At 53.8% G+C, this 23621-nt stretch carries 20 protein-coding genes; 1 reads left to right on the forward strand and 19 read right to left on the reverse strand.

The window, feature by feature from the left end:
• Positions 1-85 precede the first annotated feature (85 nt).
• From RUDLU_RS0110500 to RUDLU_RS0110555, 12 genes are all read right to left on the reverse strand, one after another.
• Positions 86-1003, reverse strand: a complete 918-nt coding sequence (locus tag RUDLU_RS0110500) for a DUF1338 domain-containing protein (RefSeq protein WP_019988336.1) — start codon at positions 1001-1003, stop codon at positions 86-88.
• A 51-nt stretch (positions 1004-1054) separates the two neighbouring features.
• Positions 1055-1792 carry an acyl-[acyl-carrier-protein] thioesterase gene (locus tag RUDLU_RS0110505; protein WP_027302948.1) on the reverse strand — a complete coding sequence of 246 codons (738 nt, stop codon included), beginning with the start codon at positions 1790-1792 and terminating at the stop codon, positions 1055-1057.
• Entirely contained in the window at positions 1726-2538 is an 813-nt protein-coding gene (locus RUDLU_RS0110510; RefSeq protein WP_019988338.1) for an alpha/beta fold hydrolase, read from the reverse strand. Before RUDLU_RS0110510 ends, RUDLU_RS0110505 begins: the two co-directional genes overlap by 67 nt.
• A 3-nt stretch (positions 2539-2541) precedes the next feature.
• The gene (locus RUDLU_RS0110515; RefSeq protein WP_019988339.1) at positions 2542-3876 is read right to left on the reverse strand and encodes a family 1 glycosylhydrolase; all 1335 of its coding nucleotides are present in this window, start codon (positions 3874-3876) and stop codon (positions 2542-2544) included.
• A 43-nt stretch (positions 3877-3919) separates the two neighbouring features.
• The gene (locus tag RUDLU_RS0110520; protein WP_019988340.1) at positions 3920-5515 is read right to left on the reverse strand and encodes a GMC family oxidoreductase; all 1596 of its coding nucleotides are present in this window, start codon (positions 5513-5515) and stop codon (positions 3920-3922) included.
• Positions 5512-6057, reverse strand: coding sequence for a gluconate 2-dehydrogenase subunit 3 family protein (locus RUDLU_RS27285; protein ID WP_019988341.1), 546 nt, complete (start codon positions 6055-6057; stop codon positions 5512-5514). The genes RUDLU_RS0110520 and RUDLU_RS27285 overlap by 4 nt, the downstream gene beginning before the upstream one ends.
• Positions 6058-6062: 5 nt before the next feature.
• Positions 6063-6929 (reverse strand): SDR family oxidoreductase, encoded by an 867-nt coding sequence (locus RUDLU_RS0110530; protein ID WP_019988342.1) that lies wholly within the window; start codon positions 6927-6929, stop codon positions 6063-6065.
• A gap of 84 nt (positions 6930-7013) precedes the next feature.
• The gene (locus tag RUDLU_RS0110535; protein ID WP_019988343.1) at positions 7014-7628 is read right to left on the reverse strand and encodes a 2OG-Fe(II) oxygenase; all 615 of its coding nucleotides are present in this window, start codon (positions 7626-7628) and stop codon (positions 7014-7016) included.
• Positions 7629-7647: 19 nt separating this feature from the next.
• The gene (gene nuoK, locus RUDLU_RS0110540; protein ID WP_019988344.1) at positions 7648-7950 is read right to left on the reverse strand and encodes an NADH-quinone oxidoreductase subunit NuoK; all 303 of its coding nucleotides are present in this window, start codon (positions 7948-7950) and stop codon (positions 7648-7650) included.
• Between the two features lie 92 nt (positions 7951-8042).
• A complete protein-coding gene (locus RUDLU_RS0110545; RefSeq protein WP_044129410.1) occupies positions 8043-8561 on the reverse strand; it encodes an NADH-quinone oxidoreductase subunit J family protein in 519 nt (172 codons plus the stop codon).
• Complete coding sequence (locus tag RUDLU_RS0110550) at positions 8558-10015, reverse strand: 4Fe-4S dicluster domain-containing protein (protein WP_019988346.1); 1458 nt, start codon at positions 10013-10015, stop codon at positions 8558-8560. Before RUDLU_RS0110550 ends, RUDLU_RS0110545 begins: the two co-directional genes overlap by 4 nt.
• Before the next feature lie 155 nt (positions 10016-10170).
• Positions 10171-12546 carry an alpha-ketoacid dehydrogenase subunit alpha/beta gene (locus RUDLU_RS0110555; protein WP_157580159.1) on the reverse strand — a complete coding sequence of 792 codons (2376 nt, stop codon included), beginning with the start codon at positions 12544-12546 and terminating at the stop codon, positions 10171-10173.
• Between the two features lie 263 nt (positions 12547-12809).
• Here RUDLU_RS0110555 and RUDLU_RS0110560 point away from each other — a divergent pair, with 263 nt between their 5' ends.
• Positions 12810-13244 (forward strand): DUF1573 domain-containing protein, encoded by a 435-nt coding sequence (locus tag RUDLU_RS0110560; RefSeq protein ID WP_019988348.1) that lies wholly within the window; start codon positions 12810-12812, stop codon positions 13242-13244.
• Between the two features lie 133 nt (positions 13245-13377).
• Here RUDLU_RS0110560 and RUDLU_RS0110565 read toward each other — a convergent pair whose 3' ends face one another.
• From RUDLU_RS0110565 to RUDLU_RS27290, 7 genes are all read right to left on the reverse strand, one after another.
• Positions 13378-14328: an alpha/beta hydrolase gene (locus RUDLU_RS0110565; RefSeq protein WP_019988349.1), complete on the reverse strand. Its 951-nt coding sequence runs from the start codon at positions 14326-14328 to the stop codon at positions 13378-13380.
• A gap of 231 nt (positions 14329-14559) precedes the next feature.
• Entirely contained in the window at positions 14560-15792 is a 1233-nt protein-coding gene (locus RUDLU_RS0110570) for a serine hydrolase domain-containing protein (protein WP_044130225.1), read from the reverse strand.
• A 250-nt stretch (positions 15793-16042) separates the two neighbouring features.
• The gene (locus RUDLU_RS0110575) at positions 16043-17422 is read right to left on the reverse strand and encodes an exopolysaccharide biosynthesis polyprenyl glycosylphosphotransferase (protein ID WP_027302949.1); all 1380 of its coding nucleotides are present in this window, start codon (positions 17420-17422) and stop codon (positions 16043-16045) included.
• Between the two features lie 210 nt (positions 17423-17632).
• Positions 17633-19141, reverse strand: a complete 1509-nt coding sequence (locus tag RUDLU_RS0110580) for a capsule assembly Wzi family protein (protein ID WP_019988352.1) — start codon at positions 19139-19141, stop codon at positions 17633-17635.
• A gap of 150 nt (positions 19142-19291) precedes the next feature.
• Positions 19292-19846 (reverse strand): T9SS type A sorting domain-containing protein, encoded by a 555-nt coding sequence (locus tag RUDLU_RS0110585; protein WP_019988353.1) that lies wholly within the window; start codon positions 19844-19846, stop codon positions 19292-19294.
• Positions 19847-19855: 9 nt separating this feature from the next.
• Positions 19856-21214: a bZIP transcription factor gene (locus RUDLU_RS0110590; protein WP_019988354.1), complete on the reverse strand. Its 1359-nt coding sequence runs from the start codon at positions 21212-21214 to the stop codon at positions 19856-19858.
• A 407-nt stretch (positions 21215-21621) separates the two neighbouring features.
• Positions 21622-23532 (reverse strand): bZIP transcription factor, encoded by a 1911-nt coding sequence (locus tag RUDLU_RS27290; protein WP_245581655.1) that lies wholly within the window; start codon positions 23530-23532, stop codon positions 21622-21624.
• Positions 23533-23621 lie beyond the last annotated feature (89 nt).

The raw sequence follows: 23621 nt of genomic DNA on the forward strand, positions 1-23621 counted from the left end.
AACTAGTACAGCCTCTCAAACAGAGACCCCATTCTGACCGAAACGGTTGGAATGGGGTCTTCTCATTTTTGTAAATTATGAGTCTCTACCGCCCGGTTTGGGTAGTGAAGGTACTCTCGAAAATCTTGTCGGCATTGCCCGCTTCAAAGCCTTCACGCCGATGCTGCCGACCAATCTGACTCGCTGGCAAACCGGCAAATTCGGGCAATACCCGCCGGTCGGCAAACTCCACGTACGAACCCGCAATACGGAGCGTTTGGCCATTGGCAAACTCGGCATCGATCATCTGCGCCACTGTCGACGCCTGACGCAAACCACCATCGGGGCTAATTTTGATCACTCCCCCCGCCGAATTGAGCTTGAACTCGCGGCTTTTCAGAAACTCCACAAACTCGTCGATGGTGTTATAACCCGGTTCGAGGTTGTGTACGCTGATGGTGAAGTGGTTGAGGTAATACCGGTTGTAAATCACCCAGGCGGCATACTCGCTTTCGGCGAGTAGCGTCTGGTAATCGTCTACAGTGGGCATTTCCCAGAGTGGCTGGTGCAGAAACGCATCCACAGCCACGGCATCGTCCAGGTCAAGTGCATCAACGGGGTCGCTCGTCACCTGATCGGTGTACTTGTGAATGATCTGCTGCGCTTTTTCCGACAGTTCGTGCACGCGCAGCTCACTGACAAAAATACGGGGCAGATTTTCGGTGCCTGCCGGTGGGGCATACCAGTAGGCCGACAGTTTTTTCTCGGTGAAATTGTACGCGTCGCGTTTCTGGTAGCCGTAATGGGTAAATATCTTCTCGAACGAAGCGATACCGAGGTTGGGTACGCCCATGGTTCGGAAGGCGATATGGTCATTTTCGATCTCGTCGGCCGAATCGATAATTTCCTCATCGATCATGGCGTCGATAATTCCGCTTACATCGGGAACCCGCTCCCGATACCGGCGCATCAGGCCATCGAGAACTGCGTGGAGGGTGTCAATCTTATTTGATGAAGTTGTCATACGCATTGTATGGTTTAGCAAAAAACAAAGGTCGAATTTTTGGGCAAATGGTCAATGCCAAACGCTACGGGCCCACAGCACATCGCGTCCGTCGGACTCCTGCACGAGCCGGTGTAACCCTATCCCATCGGTGAGCCAGGTATGCACCGCCAGCTCATCGTGCAAATGGCTCTCGGCCTTGAAAAACAGATCCAGTTCGTACAGGTGCTTTTGGCGCAGAGATTCCTCCGGCATCGACTCCAGTAACGCCTGCACGTAACTCACATTGTTGGTGTGCTGATTTACGTCCAGGTCGTACCAGCCAATAAGCCGGTTATGCACCTGAGCAGGCGTTTCGGGCGGAGAAAAATCGGGTTTTAAAGGCAATGCCGGGAGCGGGTCGGCCACGGCGGGCGGATGCAACCGACGGATAAACTCAGGCAGGGGCACCATAACCCGCCGTTCAACCGCAAACGTAACCCATGTACTGGCCGCTTCGGCCAGCAACTCCCCCGACGCACTCACCACCTTGAAATCGCGGTAGATAAAGTATTTCTCAACCCGGGTCGGGTACGTCGATACGATGCAGGTTTCGCCATACGCCGGGTATCGGTGTACTGTCAGCCGGAACCGCATGAGCATCCAGCCGAGGCCATGCCCAGCCAGGTCGGCCATGCCAATACCATAATCGAGCGCATTCCGATTGGCCGACTCCTGCATCCAGTTCATGAGGGTGGGCAGGGTCAATCGGCCAGTAGCGTCGGCTTCGTAGCCGCGTACGGTGTAGGTATCTGTCTGGATAAAAGCCATGCCGCAAAGGTACCGAGTATGTCGGCTACCTCCACCGGTTTTTCGAGGGGCAACACGTGAGCCGCCCCGCTGAGTAGGGTGAGCCGGGCCTGTGGCAACACCCGCAACAGGGTTTCCTGCATGAGCTGGCGGGTAATGTGTTCGTCGTCGGCCCCGAGTACAATCTGCACGGGTAGCGTTATGCGGCCAGCCCGGTCTTCCAGATTTTCCCGGCTTCCGTGCGTCAGCCAGGCTTGCCAGGCCGCGTCGGAGCTGCGCAGGTCGTCGGCTACAATCTGCTCCTGAGCCGCTTCGCTTAACGGGGCCGACGTGATATTCTGCCGGGTTTGTTCGGCGGCCGACCGCTGCCCGTGGGTGGTGAGCAGCCGCTGCCGTTCATCAGGCTCAATAGGTTCGGGCGATAAGGGCGAGGGAGCCAACAACACCAGCCCCAGCAAACCGGCGGGTTGGCGGGCGGCCAGGTTCAACGCCACCTTACCGCTCATCGAGTGTCCCACCACTACAAAAGGCCCCGTTACCGTCTGTTCGATCAAACTAAGCACATCGTCGGTCATGGCGTCTACCGAATAGTCGCCATCGGGGGCCGTAGCCGAATCGCCAAAACCCCGCAGGTCGGGCGCAATACAGCGATACCTACCGGCCAGCGCCGATATGACCCCGGCGTATTCGCGGCCTGAACTGCCAAAGAAATGTAATAAAACAAACGTAGGCTCGCCGTGGCCTTCAGAGTTGGTGTGGAGTTTCATACGTTAAACCTGGGTTTTGAGCCGGGCGGGCCGGTCGGTCATTTCAAGCATTTCGCCGTAGGGTACAATCGTAATCTGCCCGAACTCGTGCAGCAGGTCTTTGTACGCCTGTGCTACGGGACGGGGCTTCCGGTCGAGGGTGTAGAGCCCACAGGCCTGTACGCGCCCGTTCTGCTCGCCGAGTTGTGTGTCCCAGTCAATTTGGTCGATGAGGCTGTACCACGTAAAACCCAGCACGGGTACACCGTCTTTGCGGATTCGGAGCACATTGATCCACTGTTTCCAGAGCCACATAGGCGCGTCGGCCTCCTCAAACACGTTGGTTTCGGTATGCATCACCGGCATTCGGTAGCGATCGTAGTATTCTTTTGTGATCTGATACCAGCCCAGCACATCCATTGAGAGGTGCATCGACCCGTCGGGTAGCCGGATGCGTTCGTTACGGCCGTAGTAGTCGTTGCCCATGATCTGATAGCCCGGCGGCTTGCCTTTCATAAACCACTCATATTCCTGGCGGGTCAGGCCGTTATCGAGCAAATACATGGCTACCGTTGCCGACGGCGCGCGGGCATACAGCAAATCGAGCGACAAAAACCGGAGTTCGTTTTCGAGCCGGGTAGCGGCCGACGGCGTGGCACACAATTCGTGAATAAACTCGGCGCTTTCGCTCTGCACAATCACGCAGTCGTTACGGATACTGGCTATTTGCTGCGTCCCCATAATGCTGGCGGCCACACAATGCTTCAGCGCCGTGACAAAGCCCTGATCGGTTTTGAGCTGCTCGTTCCAGACGCCGTCTTTGGCACTGATGCGGGCCGTCACGTAAATCTCGTTGACGGGTGTGTAGTACCGCACCCAGGGATACCGCTCGGCCACGGCCCGGCAGTAATCGGCAAAGTGAATCGGAAACTCCGGATTTTGCAGATTACCCAGCCAGTCGGGTACGCCAAAGTGCATCAGGTCCAGAATGGGCGTAATACCCAGCCGCTTGATTTCGGCCATGGCCAGATCGGCAAATTCCCAGTTGAACTTGCCCGGCGCTTCGTGGATTCGGTAGTACGGCAGGCCATACCGCAGCACTTTAAGCCCCATTTCCCGAACCAGATTCAGGTCTTCTTTCCATCGCTCATAATGTCCGCACTCGCGCAGTTGATCGCGCCGAACGGTGCCGTTGCCGATGGTTGGGTACGAACACTCGATTCCCGTAGCAAACATAAAATTACCGGCATTGCCATCCGGGAAACCGCTGCCGTTATGGCCCGCTGCCCCCCCAAACTGATCGCCGTCGTAATTACCGTCGCCGTATTTCTTTTTGATGTGATATAGGAAGTCTTTCATAGATAATGGGTGAAAGAGCGAAAGAGTGAATGAGTCTCAGTACTTAGTGAAAGAGTGTGGGAGTGCCGCGCTCTTTCACTCTTTCACTCTTTAAAAACTTGTCCGCTGTCCGTAACGAAAGGGCCATGATAGTCAGGGCCGGGTTCACGCTGAGGGCACTCGGGAAGATTGAATTATCGCAGATGTACAGGTTGGGCACGTCGAACGACCGGCCATTGGCATCCACCACGGCCCGGTCGGGGTCGGTACCCATACGGGCCGTGCCAATCACGTGGGCACTCCGCGGAAACGCCCAGACGTTGCGGGCACCGGCAGCCTCCCAAATGGCCCGCATCAGGCCGTTGGCGTGCGACGTGAGCCGCTCTTCGTTTTCGCCCATCGAGAAAAACACACGCGGCTTGGGCAGGCCACGACCGTCTTTTTCGTCGGAAAGTTCGAGGTAGTTGTGGGCGTACGGCAGACAATCGCCCAGAATATTGATGCCCGCCACATGATTGTAGCGGCTCATAGCCTCCTGCATGGACGCCCCCCACAAACCGCGCCCCCGCGCCATCTGACTGGCGTAGGTGACCGGCATTACCCCGATGGACTGCAACAGATAACCGCCCACAAAATCGGCCGGGCCACCCGCACGGTCAGTTGGCCGGTGGGTATCTTCGGAAATAACAGCGCCCGGTATGCCCCGCCATGGAAACACAGGTTCGTCGAACTCCCCCCAGATTTGCAGGGCTGTATGGGCCATCAGATTGCGGCCCACCTGTTGGCTCCGGTTGGCCAGATCATTGAGCAAAAGCAGCCGGGGCGTTTCGACGGCCCCCGCGCACAAAAACACGTGTCGGCAACGCTGCCGTTTCTGTACGCCATGCTGCACGTACACCACGCCCGTGATACGCCCCTGACTGTCGCGCTCGAAGTGGGTAACCAGGCACTCGGCCCGCACCTCGGCCCCGTGCTGAATAGCCAGCGGGATAAACGTCACGTCCATGCTCGCTTTGGCTCCGTTGTTGCAGCCAGCCTGGCAAAAACCGCGATTGGTACAGGCCGACCGCCACCCGTAACCTTCCTGAAACTGCGGAGCCGACAGAGCCGCGTTGGCCGCCGGTGAGGTACGAATACCCAGCTCCTTACACCCCTTTTCCATCAGTCGACCCGCGCCGTTGACCGGCAGAGGGCCATACCGATACGATGTTTTCCGGGCTGGCCCCCAAGGATACGAGGCCGGGCCCGACACGCCCAGAAACGACTCCAGCTCGTCGTAGTACGGCTCAATATCGGTATGGTAGTCGAGGGGCCAGTCTTCGCCCACGCCAAAGTCGGTGCGCAACCGGAGGTCGTCGGGTTGTACACGGGGCGTGTAGGCCGTGTAATGCAGTGTAGAGCCACCCACACCTGTGCCCGAGTTGTTGCGGCCAAATGCGATCGGGTCCTGCCCGGCGCTGAGCCGTTCGTCGTTCCAGAACAAAAAGTCCTGAGTGCGCTCATCGGTGGCGAAATCGTCGGTAGCTTTCCAGAATTTTCCGGCCTCCAGGGCCACTACGTTCAGGCCCGCCATAGCCAGCCGGGCCAGCAAGGGGGCGCCCCCCGCGCCGGTGCCAATGACCACGGCGTCGAGGATGTCTTCAGTTGGGTGTGTTTTCATTCCACTCGTTGATCTGCCATTCCGGTATAGCCGATGCGCTGCTGCGCCACCGGGTGACTGTAATACACCTCGACAGCTTCGGCCAGTAATTCTTCAAAAAACCGATCCGCAGCAAAGCCAGCCCAGAGATCGCCGGGAGGCTCACCCTGCTGCACGGCCCGCAGTACAGCGTCCTGCTCGTCGGGCGTAATGGTATCAAAAGAGAGGTTGAAACGCACTTGGGCCGTTTGGTCAATGCCGGCCAGAAAAAGGCGGTACGCATCGCCGTCATTCGGCAAATCATCGTAACGCCAACCATTGGTATTTTTCCCGGCCAGCCGTACATCAATAGGGCCAGCCAGATCGATAGCATCGGTTGCTGCCCCAGGAAGCAAGCGGGCGCACACCTGTTGGAGCCGCCCAAACTCAACGGCCGAAAAAAACTGGGGCTCGGTTACGGGCGGTTCGGCCAGGCGGGTGAGCAACGCTTTGCGCGTAGCCGGGGTTACCCGGTCTGAGCCGATCAGGTCGAGCACCGAGTAGGATTGATTCTGATGTTGCATGGCTCCTACCCGAGTTTGCCTCCGGTAACCTCCACCAGACTACCCGTCATGAAGCTCCCGTCCGACGACGCCAGCAGCACATAAGCAGGGGCCAGTTCTTCGGGCTGTCCGGGTCGGGCCAATGCCACTTCGTACCCGAAGTTCTTTACTTCATCCTGAGGCATGGTTGCCGGGATATTGGGCGTCCAGACCGGGCCGGGCACCACGGCGTTGACCCGAATTTTGCGCTCGCCCAGCTGAATGGCCAGGGATTTGGTAAAGGCGTGAATAGCCGCTTTGGTGGCGGTATAATCGACGAGAATGGGGTTTCCTACCAGCCCGACAATACTCCCCGTGTTCACAATGGCATCGCCTTCGGTTAGGTGGGGTAAGGCTGCCTGCGCCATAAAAAAGTACCCGAAAATATTGGTTTCGAACGTCCGCCGAAGCTGCTCCTCGCTTATGTCTTCCAGCTTTTGTTGGGCCATCTGGTAAGCGGCATTGTTCACCAGAATATTCAATCCGCCAAACCGCTCCACTGTTTGGCGCACGGCATCCTCGCAAGCCGCTTTTTGCCGGACATCGGCCTGAATCACCAGGCACGGCTGCCCTTTGCTCTCCACCAGGCGCTGGGTGTAGCGGGCATCGTCGGTATTTTCGTTGTAGAGGATCGCCACCTTAGCACCCTCCATAGCAAACGCAATGGCTACGGCCCGACCAATGCCTGAGTCGGCACCGGTAATGAGGGCTACTTTACCCGCGAGTTTATCCGCTGGTTTATAATTGGAGAGGTCGCTGTCAGGCTGCTGATTCATGTCCGACTGCCGGGCGGGGTACGGCAACTTTTGCGCCTTGATTTCGTCCGCAGCGGGGCGGTATTCCGTATTTTCCATGTAGCGTTGAGTGTGTCACTTTCGAAAAAGTAACCTGTACTCTACTACAATTGTTGGAAAAAGCCGACTGTCTGGCTGTGCAGGTTAATTTTTGAGCCAGCCCGTTACACTCAGGCGCTCGCGGGTAGCAGGCAGCACCTCATGCTCAAGTTTACCGCTTTCAAAACAAACTAACCGCCCCCCAACAGGTGCAACCTTCAGCGTTTGTTCGGTGCCGTCTTCGGCCGGGAGATACAGCGCCAGTTGGCCGCCATCGGACTCCTGCCAATTGGCGTTGAGATAGCAAATTACCGACAGCCGACGGCGCGAATCGGTACGGAACTGATCGAGGTGACGCTTATAAAACGTGCCAGCGGGGTACAGGGCAAAATGGAACTCATAATCGCGCAAACCGAGGTAGCACGTCCGGTTTACGTACTGCACAAAGGCATCGACCCGGTCCAGAAAGGTCAACTCTTCGGGAGTAGCCTCTGCCCTGTCGAGCCAGTGAATCTCATCGCCCCGAATCTGCTTTTCGACCGTCGTATGCTGATTTCCGATACCAGCCGCCCGAAACTGACCCTGCTCCCGGCGCTCCCGAAGCCGGGTGGCCAGCGCCTTCACCTCGTCGGGGGTCAGGAAATCGTCGGCAATGCCGTAACCCTGCTCGAGAATACCGTCGATCAGCGTATCAAACTGGGTTTCCAATGCGGTTGTCATAGGTAAAAAAGAGTTTGGGCTACCCTTCCAGATCGTTGATTTCGTCTAACTGAACCGTTCGGTAATGGCGGTAGACCTGCAACACAATGGCCAGGGCTACGGCGGCTTCGGCGGCTGCCACTACCAGCACAAAGAGGGTCATCATCTGCCCCTGTAAGCGGTCGGGGTCGTATTGACTAAACGCAACCAGATTCAGATTGGCCGCGTTCAGCATCAGTTCAACGCCCATCAGCACCACAATGGCATGGCGTTTTACGACTACAATGGCCAGTCCAAGGCTAAACAGCAAAGCGGCTACAATGAGCATCGTGGTTGTTTCCATATCTTTTTAATGGAGAATGCATAGTGTATAATGGATACGCTAGTGATGAACGCCTGCCCAAAGCTTATACACTATGCATTACACATTGTACATTATACATTGTTTGGCTTCGCCAGAAAAGCCGCTCCGATCAGCGCCACCAGCAGGAGAATCCCCGCTATTTCGAACGGAATCAGGTATTCAGTCATCAGCTGCCGCCCAATCGTATCGACGGTGGTCTGGTACTTCATCTCGCGGTTCAGCAGAATGAACGAGCCTCGGGTTAGCACCTGATACAAGACCGTAAACGTACCACCCGCCAACAGCAACGGCCACAACCACGACCGGTGGTTGGTCAGCACGGCGTTGGGGCGTTGGCTATTTCGATGCAGAGGGTCGGCTTTGTGCGTGAGCATTACCCCAAACACAATCAGCACGAGCACCCCGCCCACATAAATCATGATTTGTGCCACAGCCAGAAAATCAGCACTGGCGAGTACAAACAAGGCCGCCACGCCCAGCAGGGTCAGCAAGAGAAAAAAAGCCGAATACAGCACGTTTCGGGTCAGCAGAATGGCAACCGCACCGCCCAGCGCCAGGGCCGAAAACAAGAGGATTACGAGTTGTATCACGGGTTTTTGGGCTTCATGGTTGGCCGGAACGCGGGCTTGGGCTTCGGTGGCTCAGGGGCGGCTGGCGGCTCGGCATCCGGTGCAGCATCAGACGGGCCAGACTCGGCCTCTTTCGGGCCTACCGGCTCCGTACTCGCTTCCGGCGCGGTCGACTCAGATACCGCCGGCTTGGGCTTCATCGTCGGCCGGAACGCAGGTTTGGGCGTGTCCGATTGAGGTGCGGTCGGCGCATCTCCCTCAACACTAGCCGTACCATCAACCGGTGCTGGCGTTGCCTCAGTTGGGTCAGTCGGGGCCGATTTCGGTTTCATCGTCGGCCGGAACGCGGGTTTTGGCTTTTGAGCATCTGTTTCCGGTTGCGAGGCTGCCTCCGCAGGCCCAGCGGTTTGTGGGTCGGCCGGCTTAGGCTTCATCGTGGGCCGGAACGCAGGCTTAGGCGCGGGCGTAGCATCAATGGGTGACGCTGTCGCTTCGGTTGGATCAGACGCAGCTGGTTTAGGCTTCATCGATGGCCGGAAAGCGGGCTTGGGCGCTGGCGTGTTTTCAGCGGCCGGCTGCGGCTCCACAGCGGAATCGGCGGGCGTTGCCGGGGGCGTTTTGGCCACCGGTGGCTTCATGCTTGGCCGGAAAGCCGGTTTCGGTTTGGGCGCCGAACCGTCGGTCGCCGAACCGTCGGCCGCCGGCACCTCGGTTGGTTGAACCGTATGTTCTTTCTGGGTTGCCGGGTCAGTTCCCGATGTAATGATAGCCGGGGAGGCTTCGGCTGCGGGCCGGTCTACCTCCGAAGGCTGCACATCGGAAGTCTTGGGCTTGGCCGTCGGGCGGAACACCGGCCGGGCCGCTTTGGGTGCTTCGTCGGATGCGGCCGGGGCTGCTGGCTTACTGGCCTGCTGTGCTTTCTGAGCTGCTTTTTCCTGCACAAACTGCTCATACAGGGTGCGCTTCTCTTCAGCTTGTTCGGGCGTCAGATTGGCAAAGCCGTAGGTCAGTTTACCCAGCTCAAACTCGCTGTAGTCAAACGTTTTCTCCATCGTCAGACACTCCGTGGGGCACACTACCGTGCAAAGTCCACAGTAGCAGCACTTGGCCATGTCGATGTCGAAGGTGGCGGCATACAACCGGATAGGCGACCCATCGGAAGCGCGGCCGACCTCTTCGGTGGCCTTGATGGCGTCGATGGTGATACAATCGACGGGGCACACCTTGGCACACTTGTCGCAGACAATACAGTCGTCAATTTCGTTGTGCAACCGGTAGCGGCCATTATCGGGAATCGGAAGCTTCTCGTGCGGATATTGTACCGTTACGAGGCCCGTTTGTTGCTCAAAGTAGTTGTCACTTGCAACAGCCAGCGGCTTACGGCTTTCCGTAGCTTCGCGCAGGTGCCGGGCCGTAATGCTCAACCCCTTCAGTGTTGTCCGAATTCCGTCTTTTATATCCTGAAAGTACGACATTGTAAGGAGTTTATAGTTTATGGTTCTTCGTTTTTGGCCCGCCAACCCCTGCAAAACTCATTGATGACAAAGCGCCTGCAACGGCTTCTTTACCTACCAATCGGAGCGACATCCACCACAACCAAAAAACCATAAACTACAAACCATTCGTTCACTCAATAAAGTGCAGGGAACCGGTTTGGTTCCGCTTCCTGCATGATTTCGTAAACGATATCGACAACGTCTTCGGCACTTGGCTTTGAATAATAGTCGCCGTCGGAGCCATACGGGGGCCGGTGGGCTTTGGCGCTGAGGGTGCGCGGAGCCGAATCGAGGTATCGATACGCCTGCTGCCCCTCTACCACCTGCTGCATCATGTAGGCTGTTGCGCCACCCGGAAAATCTTCATCGGCAAACACCACCCGGTTGGTTTTCCGAATCGACTCGACAATCTGACCCGTCACATCGAACGGCAACAACGACTGTACGTCGATCACCTCAATGCTGATTCCAAACTCTTCGAGCTGAGCCGCTGCGTCGAGCACAATCCGGCACATCGATCCGTAGGTTACCACGGTTACGTCTGTACCGGGCCGCAGGGTTTCGGGAACCCCGAGCGGCACACAGAACGTATCCAGATTTTGCGGCAGGCGCTCTTTGAGCCGATAGCCGTTGAGGCACTCAACCACCAGGGCGGGGTCGTCGCTTTTGATGAGCGTATTATAAAAACCGGCGGCTTGGGTCATGTTACGCGGCACAAGCACGTGCATACCCCGCAGGCTGTTGAGCATAGCGCCCATGGGTGAGCCCGAATGCCAGATACCCTCCAGCCGGTGACCGCGCGTCCGCACAATCAAGGGAGCTTTTTGCCCACCCTTAGTCCGATACAGCAACGTAGCCAGGTCGTCGGTCAGGGTAGCCAGGGCATAAAAGATGTAATCGAAATACTGAATTTCGGTGATGGGTCGGAGGCCACGCATCGCCAGACCAATCCCCTGCCCGATAATGGTTGTCTCGCGAATGCCCGTGTCGGTAATCCGAAGCTCTCCGTACTTTTCCTGTAAGCCGGCAAACCCCTGGTTTACGTCACCAATATGGCCCACATCCTCTCCCATGGCCACCACGCGTGGGTCGCGGCCAAACAGGTTGTCAAAGTAGTGCTGCATCAGCAAATAGCCATCAACCATCGGGCTGTCGTCGGTGTATTCGGGCGCAATGGCCTGTACCCGCATCGGCGATTCGGGCGATTGGCTGTACAGGTGTGAGCTGAATCGGTCGGCGTTTTCGGCCGACGTCCGCGTGAGCCAGTTTACCAGCGCGGTGCGGGCCGGGGTGTTTTCGCCCCGTAGCACCCGAAGCGCTTTCTTGACAGCCATGGTTCCGTTGCGGTGCAGCAATGGGGCCGCCTTGCGAAGCTCCTCCCGAATGCCCATCAGCACCGGCGCTTTAGTATGGTGCCGGGCCGCCTGCTGTATCAGCTCTGAGGCCTCCTCCAGATCAGCCTGCATCGATTGCTGAAACGCGTTCCAGGCGTCGGTACGGGCTTTCTTTATAACCTGAAGGGCTTCTTTCTCAATCTGCTCCAGCTCCTCGTCGGTGGCATAGCCATTGGCCAGAATCCAGCCCCGGAACTGTCGGTTGCAATCGTGCTCGGCCTCCCAGGCCAGCCGTTCTTTGCTTTTGTAACGTTCGTGCGAGCCTGACGACGAGTGGCCCTGCGGCTGGGTTACCTCCTGCACGTGCACCAGCACGGGCACATGTTCCTCACGGCAGGTACGGGCCGCCTGTTGGTAGGTTTCGAGCAGGCCCACATAATCCCAACCTTTAGCCGTCAAGATATCGAAGCCTTTATCATCGGCGTCGCGTTGAAACCCGGCCAATGCTTTCGAGATGCTCGCTTTGGTGGTCTGATATTCCACGGGCACCGAAATACCGTAGCCATCGTCCCAAACTGATACCAGCAAGGGCACCTGCAAAACACCCGCAGCGTTCATCGTTTCCCAGAACATACCCTGCGAGGTAGAGGCATCGCCAATGGTGGCAAACGTAACCTCGTTGCCCCGGCGCGAAAACCCGTCCATATGTTGCAGGTGTGGGTTATGGCGGTACAGTTTCGAGGCATACGCCAGCCCCAGCGAACGGGGAATCTGCCCGGCCGTAGGGGCAATGTCGCAAACTGAATTGTACGAATCGGTTTGGGTGCGCCACAGCCCCTGCTCATCGAGCCAGCGGGTGGCAAAGTGTCCGTTCATGGATCGCCCGGCCGTGTTAGGGTCATGCTCTACATCAGCATGGGCGTACAATTGCGCAAAAAATTCAGTCCATTGCAGCTCGCCGAGGGCCGCCACAAAGGTTTGATCCCGGTAGTAACCCGACCGAAAGTCACCGCGCTGGAAAGCGCGGGCTGCGGCTATCTGGGCCACTTCCTTTCCATCTCCGAAGATGCCAAATTTGGCCCGTCCTCCCATCACATCACGCCGACCCAGTAAACTTGCCTGTCGGCTCTCGCAGGCAAGGCGGTAGTCAGATAGGATTTTTTCACGAGTCAGCATATCTGCTGCGCGTACTTGTTCGTTGGCAATCACGGGACGTTTACAGATTAAGCTTGAGTAATTAATTTAGCTGATGAAGTGCTGACCGTTTCCGCTCAGTGGAAGTAAAAATAAGATAAAACAATTAAGCTTTCAAAAAAACGATTTTATGACTTTCTTTGTTAGACCTTCGTCTGAGCAAGCTTATTTGGTAAGAATTTTGCTGTACCACACTTTGTAAGGCACAATAACTGAATCTCCAAATCATAATTTACACAAGTCCAATGAAAAAGTTTTTTTCACTTTTCGTAGCCATGTTTGTACTCGTGGCAGTTGGTTATGCTCAGAAAGGTGTAATCAAATTTGAAAAAGAGACCCACGATTTTGGTAAGATCGAGCAAGGCAAACCAGCTACGTACGTTTTTAAGTTTAAAAACACGGGCAAAGAGCCTCTCTTCATCTCCGACGCAGCGGCTTCTTGCGGTTGCACCAAACCAACCTGGACGAAAGAGGCTGTAATGCCTGGCCAAACCGGCACGGTTTCAGCTACTTACAATGCTGCCGCTATGGGTGGTTTCAATAAGTCGGTTACGGTGACCAGCAACGCGGAGACTCCAACCGTAGTGCTTTACCTCAAAGGAGAGGTGGTAACTAAAGAAGCCCTGGAAACAGCCGGAACCGCTCCTAAAGCTGCCGACAAGAAGAAAGGTACGAAGTAATTTACCTTACATAAACGGCGCTCCCAACGGAGTGCCGTTTATACAATATATACTACGGTAACACGCTAAGGGTTAATTGATCGCGTAGTGCCGAAAGGCATCAGGTTATTTACCGGATGCCTTTTTTTATGCCCTATTTAAGCACCCCAATACTTTTCAGCCACCCCTTACAAGCATCGGGCCAATTAGCCACAGACCCTTTATCGGCGGTACGCATCGCATAGCCGTGCCCCCCTTTCGGATACAGGTGCATTTCGGCCTGAACACCATTTTTCAGACAGGCCAGATAGTAGCTGATACTGTTCTCAACCGGTACGGCTTTATCGTCCATAGAGTGGACCAGAAACGTGGGCGGTGTTTGGGCTGTCACCTGCAATTCGTTGGAGTAATAAGCGATTTTGGCCGCATCGTCTTTGAGCGTCCCCAGCAGGTTGTTGCGCGAGCCCGCGTGTGCCTTCTCCCCAAACGTGATAACCGGATACATCAGAATAGCAAAGTTCGGTTGAGCCGAGGTCGACTGTACCGACTCATTACCTCCCACACGCGCCGTGGCCGGTTCAGGCCCATTCCAATGGGTCGATAGTGTAGACGCCAGGTGCCCTCCGGCCGAAAAACCCATAACCCCAATGCGATTCGGGTCGATACCGTAACTAGCCGCATCTCGCCGGATCAGTCGAATACCCTGCATGGCATCCATGAGCGGCACCTCGTGCTGATTGGTCATGATGGCCGGGTTGGGCAGCCGGTATTTCAACACAAAGGCCGCTACACCCTGTTCGGCAAACCAACGAGCTATATCCGACCCTTCGTGGCTCGACGCCAGAATGGCATACCCTCCACCGGGGCAAATCATAACCGCAGCCCCCGTCGCTTTGTCTTTAGCGGGCAGATAGGCCGTCAGGGTTGGGACAGTTACGTTGCTGATTCGCTCCACATCGGTGGTTACTACCTTTTCGGTGAGGGTAGCCCCAGGCAAGGCGTTGGGAATGGCATTTTGGGGCCAGATTGGCTTACTGGATTGCGACATGGCTGGCAAAGACAGGGTGCCGATCAAAAGCGTGGTGGCAAGAAAGGTTGATTTCATAGAGGCCGTGTGCCGGTTAACTGCTGTAGAAAAGCAAAACACCCGGCTTGTTTACCGGGTGCTCTGTTTAGAAGCTATTTGAGTTAGCGATTTGAGACCGTAGGGAGCATATTTTGGTTGCTGACAAGCCAATTTTTGCCGGTCGTAGCTATTGCTACGACCCAAAAAAGTGGCGCAGACAGCGACCAAAAGCTGCCCTTACGGGCCAAAGGGATTAACTCAAACAGCTTCTTAAATCTCTACCTCGCCTGTCACGTCGGTATCTGTAAGCTTTTTGCCGCTGTGCAATACATCAACCAGCTCTTTCACCCGGTACACACTGGTGTTGTAGCGGTTACCCAGCATGATAATCACGTACTCATCTTTGGGGCTAAACCAGAACATGGTGTTGTATCCTTTCCACCAACCGGTATGGTAGATGAACTCAGGTTGATTGGCTGAGTCGAGCATCATCCGAAACCCGTAGCCGTAATTCTTGAGCCCTTTCCGTTCGAAACTACGGGGCAGAAAAGCCTCGGCCAGCGTCCGGCGTTTCAACAGGCAGTCGCCATTGAGGGCCCGGTACCATTTAAAGAGATCGTCTATGGTCGAATACACCCCTTTATCACCCACAACATCGTCGTAATAATCTTTTGGGATACGCCGGTTCCACTGATAGCCAGCAGTTCGGTACAGGTTAATCGAATCGTTTTTGGTGGTGGCCACAAAGGTGTTGTGCATACCAATTGGCTGGAAAATATTTTTCCGAATGAAGGCTTCGAATGATTGCCCCGTTACCTTCTCAATGATCGACGCCAGCACCATGTAATTGGTGTTCGAGTAGCTGAAGGTACGACCCGGAATATTGTACCGCTTCGGCGTCGGTTTCACCGTAGCAAACCAGTGCATAATGGTCTGGTTGTTTGGGTACGGTTTCTCCCGCTTGTAAAAATTCACCTTCATACTGTCGTCGAAGGCATAGGCATAGTTGGGGAGCCCACTCCGGTGGCAAAGCATATCCCGAATGGAGATACCGTTGTAGGGGAATTCCGGGTAAAACTTTTGGATGGTATCCTCCAGATGCAGCTTGCCCGCTTCTACCAACTTGAGTACGCCAACGGCCGTAAATGTTTTGGAAAGCGACGCGAGCTGAAACTTCGACTCTTCGATCAGGGTGTCGCGGGCTCCTTTTTCAAAATGCCCAAAGCCATTGCATTTTTTGTACAGCACAATCCCTTTCTGGGCAATCAGCACGTTCCCGTTAAAACCCGCCCGAAACTTCTGTTCGATAATCGTCTCAATTTGGCGCGTTTTCCCATCGGCATTGATTTCCTGTCGGATTCGGCTCAACTCCCCAGCAGATAGCTTTTGCTCTTCGGCACAACTATGCAGTTCACTAGCCGATCGTTTCAGTTTCTGTTGCGGACTCTGCCCGCAGGAAAACGATACCCAGACAAGACACACAAGTTGGACAACACTACTCATTACATTTTTCACCACGATCTCCCCGGCTTTCAATACGTTGAATGGATTAAAATAAACTCACTTATCGCCTACGCTCTCCGCTTATATACGAAGTCTTAATTACCTATAGTGTAAAATGAGTATTAAAGGTATGCAAATGTAAACACGAACCCCACAGGAGGTCAACGTCAAGATAATTAAAAGCCAATAAAAAACCACTGGAAGCCGGTTTACAGATCGGTTTCCAGTGGTTTAAATCAAACGGACGCAGCTATTGGCCGCGCCCCTGCATCATGACGCGCACTGTCTGAACAATAATCCAAATGTCCAGACCAAACGAACGGCGTTCGGGATAGAGCAGGTCGAAGCGTAGCCGCTTCACCATTTCATCTACATTGGCTGCATACCCAAATTTCACCTGCCCAATAGACGTAATACCTGGCTTTACTTTCAGCAGATCGCGATACTCAGGAGCAATCTCCACAATCTGATCAATGAAGTACTGCCGCTCCGGCCGGGGGCCTACTACCGACATATCGCCTTTAAGCACGTTAAAAAACTGCGGTAACTCATCGAGCCGGGTCCGGCGCATAAATCGGCCCCAGGGTGTAATCCGGTTGTCTTGTAAGCCCTGAGAGAGTGATGGACCGGCTTTCTCCGAATTGACGTACATACTCCGAAACTTGTAGATCGTAAACGGAATCCCCTCCCGGCCGACTCGCTCCTGCGCGTAAAAGATTGGACCTTTCGACGATAGGCGGGTAGCCAAAGCTACAGCAACGAAAATCGGCGAACCCAGCACGATAACGCCCAAAGAGAATAGAATATCGAAAGCCCGCTTGAGCGCATTGACCCGGAAATCTTCGAGGATTTGGGATGACAGATTCAGAACGGGCAGAAAATCATGGTATTCGACCGAAGTCCCACGTGATAGAAAGCCCCGGAAGTCGACCAGAAGTTTTACCTGATAGTCGAGGTCATCGGCATTATCCACAATTTGGCGCAGGTACGTGTTGTCGATGTAGGGCAGGCAGCAGTACACGCAATCAATCTGGTTATCACGAATATACGTTGCCAGATCTTCGTACCCACCTTTAAGGGCCAATCTGTTTTCAGATGAGCTATGGTCAAAGAACCCACAGAACCGAAACCCCATCTCGGGGTGAATATCGTAGAAACGGGTGATCGTTTTTGACAATTTACCATACCCAACCACTACGTAGCGCCGGTTATTGTAACCCCTTGCCCGATATTCGCGCAGAAACAGCAACCCGCCAATGCGGTACGCAGCCCCCAGAAAAAAGAACAGTATATACGTGTAAAAGAGATGATCGCGCGAGTAGTAGTATGCCTGCGTAAAAACCCAATATACCGCAATCGCAGCGACGTGCACGCCAATAACCATCGCCTGCTTTTTCAGCAGGTGGTCAATCTTGAAAAGTTGACGGGGAAAATTATAAGGCTTCAGGGTGATCGCAATGACCAGCCATACCAAGTTAAACACGAGCCACAGCGTAGCATAAGGTGGCTCAGCAACCGCACTAACAGACCCAAACTTTACATTATACGCCAATACAAACGCGGCATTCAGGCAAAAGAAATCAGCCAGAATGTGCAAGGGTAGAAAAAAAACAGAATACCTGTGTCTCATTAAAACTTAGGTCATAAATAGAAGCTAATCAACTGCATACCTTATCAGGCTTACCTTGCCAGCACGTTCCAAACTCTCCTAAGCCTTAAATATACGGGCCATCTACAGGCCTTCGTTCAGAAAGTTACCGAACGGTGCACAAAATGCATTCGACAAAAATAGTGGATATTTCCACTATCGTACTTTTTTATTCCTCAAATTATCAGGCACTTAGTCTACAGATTTTTTGTGCCAGACTTTCCGCAGCCCCAGATACAATCCAATGTTGGAAGGATACAATTCGCCCGAATCAACGCCCAGCGAACTGGATACGGCAAATCCCCCGCCAAACGGTATCGACAGCGACAAAATCCCCGAAAACTGATCGAGTGGCGCCGAAAAAGGGTCATTGTAGGTACCATAGTTCCGGCTAAACGAAAACTTGGCCTGGTAGTTAACCCGTCCGGCCCATGCCAGAATTTGCCCGGCGGATAAACTCCCTGCCATACCTACGTGAAAAACCCGCACCCGGTTGTTATTGGTAAAAATTCCGAACGGCCATTCACCATTGGGCCCCAATGCCGGCGTAATAAACGGCGTACCGATACCCCGCTGCCGATACGACCAACCATCCCGAAATTGCGAGTGATTGAAATAATTGTCGCGGCCCCGGCTCTGAGGATTAGACGTAGTCAGATCGAAAACGTCTCCCCCCTGACTCGTTGTGTTTAGAAATTCGATCAGGATCTCGCGGACCTTAGCCTGCGGATTACGCTGACGAAGCCGCAGCCCGTTGAGACCATCGGCGATGTTGATGAAATAGTACAGAGAACCATCGTCGAAAAGCTGCTGCCGATACGCAAACAGATTGAACGCACCCAGATTGACATCAGCCCCTACATCAACTGAGCCCAAATGGTTACCGATCCGGTTGGTATAATCAAAATTAGCCAGCCGATCCTCGTCGTCGGGTCGGCCTAACCGAAAGCCAGTCACCACGTACACATAATCGCGAAAGCGGGCCGGTAGCTGGCTCTCTTTGGCAATGGCCGGGTTATTGATCAGCGACAGGTCATTGATCTCTCCTCCCCAAACAGCCTGATGGGTAAAGCCACCGTACAGCCGGATTTTATCATCAGGCCGCCCAATCCGCAGATAGAGCGTTTTCTGGTGCAGCATCGAATGATTCACAAACCCGGTCGGGTTCATCCACCCGTGTGCGTAGGAGCCTTGAAACGACACCCATCCTTTGGTAAACGGGATAGGTGTAAACGTGGGTACCGACAGCTCGATCTGCGGAATAGGCAGCGCGTTGCCCGACCAGCTATACGATCCCGAACTTAGTGTAGTATCAACCAGGCCATATATCCTCTGTCGGCGCCCTACGGATGCCTCCAGGGCTCCAAACCGAACCTTGGCATATAATTCAGGCAAGAGTACTCTTCCGTCCGTTACGGCATTGACCACAACGCGTGCACCATAGCCATAGTCAAACTTACTTTTTCGGGCTTTGCTGGTATCGTACTCAGCATGGGCCGAGGCCCGGAGGGTGAGGGCGGGTGTGCGGGTGGGGACAACGCCAAACTGATTCGATTGCTGCCAGAAAGGCGTTTGACCAGCCGACGACGTATAGCCGCCAATCTCGGTATCGTACTGCCCGGGGAGCTTAACGGATTGTCCGTACAATGGGCGAATCGCGAACAAGCTAACCACCAAAAGCACTTTACGACTCGACAGCATAGTTTAATGGGTCGGGATAAACAAGCTACAAACTTACACCTTTTGGTCAACAGCCCCTAACCTGTAGATAAGCCTAGCCCAGGTGTTGTAGTAAAACAAAAAAGGGGAGATACACCCGGTGTATCTCCCCTTCATAAACTATTTGAATTCCTACTGCTTAATCAAACGAATCGACTTAGAGCCGTTGTCGGTCTGAATCTGATAAATGTACAAACCGGCCGGCAAATGGCCTCCGCGTACATTCACTTTGTACTGACCGGCTGCCTGAACACCATCTTCGTTGGTTTGCTCCATCACCCGCCCCTGCGCATCAGTCAGCGTACGGGTTACACGGGCAGCGTTTGGCAGGTTATAATCAACAACCGTTTGATCCGCAAACGGGTTGGGAGCCGCCGATACGGTCATCACCCGATTTTCAGGATTACTCACCGTCCGCGAAACCACGTTGGCAATACTGGCTTCAAACACAGCGCCTGCCTCCGCGGTAAAACCCGGTTGTAACGTAATCGACCGACCAGCCTCGTACAGAACCGTCGCCCGTTGGGTAACTGCATTCCGGGCCACAATATGCTCAACCGCTCGCTCTTCAATCGTCGCGCCAGCCTGCATCGTCCGGGCAATCTCCTGCCGAACGGGATATTCCTGAGCCATAGCTACTCCCCCCACAGCGAGCAGAGCCACTACCGACAGTACTACTTTTATCATAGCTGACACTTATTTAGACGTTTGGCGAATCTGCTTGATCTGACGCTGCATAGTACTGCTTTTCCGGCGCAGTTGTTCGTTTTCCTTACGCAGTGAGCTTACTTCTTTCTGCATCTCTACCATGTAGAGTGTGAGTTCTTCTATTTTCTGGAGCAGGGTGGCATCCATCTTGGCCATGTCTACACCCTCACGTACCACCTCCGTAGCACTCGGCACGTCGGGCAGATGACCGTGCGCCTTGATGAACGACTCCACCTCCGAAAGCTTCCGCAACCGGTACTCCGGCGCAAACACATAGTCACTCCAGTCAGCACTGTTCTTCACAGCCACCTTCACCTTCTCGGTCAGGATGCCCTTCTCCACGTACAAGCCGTAGTTCCCGCTCAGCTTGTTGATCCCCTGACCAATCACCACCGCTTCGCCTGAGCTGTTCTGCAAACGACCGCCCGCCAGCTGCCAGTAGCTCTCCCCCACTGACGCAGAGGCCTCACGGGCCGAGTTGTTCAGGCTACCCAGCACCACGTTCCCGCTCGCATCCACCGTCAGAAACTTCGTCTGCGCCAACGCCGTCGCCGGCGATGATGACGTCAGGTTCTGCAACCGCAAGCCCGACGTGTTGGTCGTTGACGATACCACGTGCAACTTGGCTGATGGGGCCGAGGTGCCAATGCCCACATTGGCGTTATTGCCCAACACAACTGCATTCGATACACTTACCCGGCTGTTGTAGCCAATGGCCACTGCGTTATTTACTGTTACCCCAGCATCAACACCCGCCCCCGTACCCAGGAACGTGTTCTGCTGACCGCCAAGATTCTCCAAACCAGCGTCGCGTCCTAAGAATACGTTCTCAGAACCAGTTGTCTTAAAACCACTATTCAAACCCACAAACGTATTGCTACCTCCGTTGAGGTTGCTGTAACCAGCACCGTTGCCAATGAACGTGTTAAACACTCCACCCACGTTGGCACGACCCGTCTCGGCTCCTACAAAGAGATTGAAGCTACCTGTCGTGTTGGAAAAGCCAGCCCGCTGCCCTACAAATACGTTGTTCTCTCCGCTTGTATTAGCAAAGCCTGAATTGAGGCCCATGAACGTGTTGAAGCGTCCCCCAATATTAGAAAAGCCAGAACCAGCACCAAAGAAAAGATTTTCCCGGCCCGTCGTATTGGCCTGCCCAGCATTTCCGCCCACGAACAGGTTAAAACTGCCATCTGTATTTGACTTCCCAGCGTTGACACCAATAAACACATTGTCAGTACCTATCGTGTTACCAGAACCCGCCGTGTTGCCAATAAACGTGTTATTGCTACCTGATTGACCTACACCAAAACCTACCAGAACATTACCACTAGCTTGAGTAGTCAATCGTATGAAAGGGTTCCCATCAACACGTATCGCCTTGGCAGATGGCAGTGTAATATCACTCGCAATAGTTAATGCGGTATTAGCAGGTGTTTCGATACTCTGAGCTTGCGCTAAAGAAGTCATGCCAGAAAAGGCAAGAAAAAGTAGTAGTTTATTCTTCATATGCCAAAAGTTTAAATGCGTGTTGCTGGTGGCTAATTAATGGTCTACAATTTAAAACTCAAAGAAAGCAGTCTGAGGTTACATACTGAAGTTTATCCTCGCCATGCCAGAATTATACTCCGAACCCGAATATTGCTGTGAAACTAACACTCCAAAACGTATCTTCAAAAATTACGCTTTCAGTTGAGTGACAGTTTATTATTTGGTTATTATTTTTCTGAGCAAACAATACGCCAACGTTACTTTCATTTTAAACGGCGCAACTTTTTTGTTAGAGTTTTTACTTGCCCTTTCAACTTATCGTTCTCTTTCGCTAGCCGATCAATTTGTTTAGTTTTTCGCTCCAAAGCAATTACGTAGAGTGTGAGTTCTTCTATTTTCTGGAGCAGGGTGGCATCCATCTTGGCCATGTCTACACCCTCACGTACCACCTCCGTAGCACTCGGCACGTCGGGCAGATGACCGTGCGCCTTGATGAACGACTCCACCTCCGAAAGCTTCCGCAACCGGTACTCCGGCGCAAACACATAGTCACTCCAGTCAGCACTGTTCTTCACAGCCACCTTCACCTTCTCGGTCAGGATGCCCTTCTCCACGTACAAGCCGTAGTTCCCGCTCAGCTTGTTGATCCCCTGACCAATCACCACCGCTTCGCCTGAGCTGTTCTGCAAACGACCGCCCGCCAGCTGCCAGTAGCTCTCCCCCACTGACGCAGAGGCCTCACGGGCCGAGTTGTTCAGGCTACCCAGCACCACGTTCCCGCTCGCATCCACCGTCAGAAACTTCGTCTGCGCCAACGCCGTCGCCGGCGATGATGACGTCAGGTTCTGCAACCGCAAGCCCGACGTGTTGGTCGTTGACGATACCACGTGCAACTTGGCTGATGGGGCCGAGGTGCCAATGCCCACATTGGCGTTATTGCCCAACACAACTGCATTCGATACACTTACCCGGCTGTTGTAGCCAATGGCCACTGCGTTATTTACTGTTACCCCAGCATCAACACCCGCCCCCGTACCCAGGAACGTGTTCTGCTGACCGCCAAGATTCTCCAAACCAGCGTCGCGTCCTAAGAATACGTTCTCAGAACCAGTTGTCTTAAAACCACTATTCAAACCCACAAACGTATTGCTACCTCCGTTGAGGTTGCTGTAACCAGCACCGTTGCCAATGAACGTGTTAAACACTCCACCCACGTTGGCACGACCCGTCTCGGCTCCTACAAAGAGATTGAAGCTACCTGTCGTGTTGGAAAAGCCAGCCCGCTGCCCTACAAATACGTTGTTCTCTCCGCTTGTATTAGCAAAGCCTGAATTGAGGCCCATGAACGTGTTGAAGCGTCCCCCAATATTAGAAAAGCCAGAACCAGCACCAAAGAAAAGATTTTCCCGGCCCGTCGTATTGGCCTGCCCAGCATTTCCGCCCACGAACAGGTTAAAACTGCCATCTGTATTTGACTTCCCAGCGTTGACACCAATAAACACATTGTCAGTACCTATCGTGTTACTCAATCCACTTTCAAAGCCAATGAACGTGTTTGATCCACTGCTCGTATTTAGTCCTGAACGTGCTCCTATGAATGTGTTTTGTTGTGCGGATGTACTTACAGAGCCTGACAAAGTTCCCACAAAAACATTACCAATGCCGGTCTGATTGTTTCCACCTGCGTCTGCACCAACGAAAGTGTTATCAGCTCCTGATATATTACCGTATCCTGATCCTGATCCAACAAAAACATTATTTCGACCACTTGTATTAAAATACCCCGATCTATAACCACCAAAGAAGTTACTGAAGCCCGTTGTGTTAGAGTATCCAGCGCCATTCCCTATAAATGCATTATTATTACCTGTTGTATTATTAAAGCCAGCCTCATAGCCCACAAAAGCATTATAACTTCCTGATGAGTTTTGACGTCCCGAAAAGCTTCCTATAAATGAATTCTGGGCTCCAGAAGAGTTCTGCACACCAGCAGACCGGCCAACCATTAAATTTCCGTTGCCGCTCATGTTTTGGTTACCAGCCCCAATACCAACTAGAGTATTGTCCGATCCTCCTGTTGAAATCGAACTAGGACTGGTGAGCACCAAATTAGTTTGTGCTATCAGCTCTCCACATGTAATAAGTAGAATAGCGGTAAGTAAACATATTTTCATTGTGAGATGATTTAAAACGTCGTAGCCCCCGTGTTTTAACAAAACTACACTACTCTCTATTAATAACATATCTACTAAATTCAGAATAA

The sequence above is a fragment of the Rudanella lutea DSM 19387 genome, assembly GCF_000383955.1.
Lineage (GTDB): Bacteria > Bacteroidota > Bacteroidia > Cytophagales > Spirosomataceae > Rudanella > Rudanella lutea.